This window comes from Synechococcus sp. H55.11 (assembly GCF_047462475.1).
GTDB lineage: Bacteria > Cyanobacteriota > Cyanobacteriia > Thermostichales > Thermostichaceae > Thermostichus.
Genome location: NZ_JANSJI010000243.1, coordinates 1 through 2,137, shown reverse-complemented (window position 1 = coordinate 2,137; position 2,137 = coordinate 1). Strand labels below are relative to the sequence as shown.

Annotated in this window: 2 protein-coding genes; one reads left to right on the top strand and one right to left on the bottom strand. The window is 62.9% G+C overall.

The features are described from left to right. Positions 1–24: 24 nt before the first annotated feature. A complete protein-coding gene (locus NW853_RS09735) occupies positions 25–939 on the bottom strand; it encodes an alpha/beta fold hydrolase (RefSeq protein ID WP_414348912.1) in 915 nt (304 codons plus the stop codon). A 106-nt stretch (positions 940–1,045) separates the two neighbouring features. On the opposite strand from NW853_RS09735, the gene NW853_RS09730 reads away from it, so the two are divergent. After that, entirely contained in the window at positions 1,046–2,080 is a 1,035-nt protein-coding gene (locus NW853_RS09730; protein WP_414348911.1) for a hypothetical protein, read from the top strand. Positions 2,081–2,137 lie beyond the last annotated feature (57 nt).

Genomic DNA, 2,137 nt, shown 5'->3' with positions numbered 1-2,137 from the left:
GGGAGAGGGGCTGGGGGTGAGGGGTTAGACTATGGGATCAGGTTTCCGGTTGGGATCCCGGATCCAGTCCAAAAGCAGCGGGTTGACCAGCTCGGGGGCTTCGTCTTGGGGGCAATGGCCAACTCCTGGCAAGGGGATGAACCCCACCACGCAAGGGAACCCCGCCAGGGCCCGCCCCAGGGCAATGGGTTCCCAGGGATCCGCTTCCCCCCACAGGATCAAGACGGGGCAGGCGAGCTGAGGCAAGAGATCTTCTGCCAAAGGCCCTTGAGAATAGCGCACAAAAGCCAAAAAGACCTCTGCCGCTCCTGGCTCCAAAGCCGGCTTGAGCAAAAGCTGGATCAGTTCCTCGGTAACGGCTTCTTTGCGTCCGTAGGCCTGGAGGAGGATGTTGCGAATGGCCTTGGGTTGAGCTATCTGGGCGAAGAAAAAACGACCAAAGGGGGGCCACCCCAGCAGGGATTGGAGCAGGGGAGTGGTCCAGCGGCGCAGCCAGGAGATTTGCGCTCGTTTCCGCTCGTGCAGCAGCCGCAGCGAGGGATCCAACATCGCCACTCCCAAAACCTGCCCCGGATCCAGAACCGCCGCCTGCAAAGCCACAATGCAGCCAATCGAGTTGCCCACCAGATAGGCCGGCTGGCCCATCACCTCGCGCACAAAATCTGCCACCAGGGATCCCCAGGTCTCGAAGGTGTAGGGCAGAGGCGAGCCGGGCAGAGGCTTGGCGGATCCCCCAAAGCCCAACAGATCGACCGCGTACACCCGACAGTGCTGCCCCAGCTCCGGCAAATTTTTCCGCCAATGGTCGCTGCTGGCCCCAAAGCCATGGATCAGCAACACCGCCGGGCCGGCAGATCCCGACTGCTGATAGCGAATGGACTGGTCACGCCAGAGCCAGCGGTGCTCTGCAATGGGGGGTGCGGTGGGCAAAGGAAGCATGGGGAGCCTCTGGCTTCGCGTCAACGTTGCGATCTTAAATCTCTTTGTAAGTTTCCGGGGGAGGCTGGGCAATACTGGCAGTTGAGGGTTTTGCGGTGGGTCGGCTTTGATTTGGCTGGTTGGCCTCGGCTTGTTCGGCAGCGCTTTTTGCCTCTTTTGGGGACAGTTGTTGGTGGGCAAGTTGCTGCTGCCGCTGTGGGGAGGATCCCCCCTGGTGTGGAACACCTGCCTGGCTTTTTTCCAGGTCACCCTGCTGTTGGGCTACCTGTGGGCAGACCGGCTGGGGCGTGGGTTGCATCCCAGGATGGGCGTGCTGATCCAGGGGATCTTGCTGCTGATGGGGCTGAGGCTTTTACCCTTTCAATTTGGGCTCTGCCTGCAGCCGGAAGGAGCGTGGCCCCCTCTCGCCCTCTTGGCAGACCTGGCTTTGGGAGCTGGGGTGCCGCTGTTTCTCCTGTCGGCGACGGCGCCATTGCTGCAACGGGGGTTGGCGGCAAGAAAGGGCGCGGAGCAACAGGGGCTGCGGGATCCCTATTTTCTCTATGTGGCCAGCAATGCCGGCAGTTTGGCGGGGCTGCTGGGTTACCCGCTGCTGCTGGAGCCCCGGCTGTCTTTGGCTGGGCAAACTCACCTGTGGACGGGATCCTACGCGCTGGTGGCAGCCCTGGTGCTGCTGAGCGGGGTGGGGCTGTTGGCGTCAGCGGCCCAGAGCACTGTGGGGGATCCCGACCCAGGATCCTTGGCAGTCTCCTGGGGAGAGCGCTGGCGCTGGGCGGGGCTGGCTTTTTTGCCGGCAGGCCTGTTGGTGGCGGTCACCACTTTGCTGACCACCGACGTGGCGGCGGTGCCCCTGTTGTGGGCCATCCCCCTGGGGATTTATCTGCTGACATTCATGCTGGCTTTTGGGGGTATCCACCCCAGGAAGTGGATGTTGGGAACAACGGCTCTTCTGGCCTGCGGGGCAGTGGGGGCCCAGGTCTTGGGCTGGGTGAGGCCCGGTTTTTTGCTGCTGCTGCATCTGGTCACCTTTGGGCTGGTAAGCTGGGGCTGCCACAGCCAGTTGGCCTGCCGGCGCCCGCCGGTGGAGCAGTTGACGCAGTTTTACCTGTGGTTGGCTTTGGGGGGGAGCTTCTGTCTCTAATACACCTCTCCGCGCCCACCAGACAGGCAGAACTGTCGTATGCCGGGCGGGGCGGGT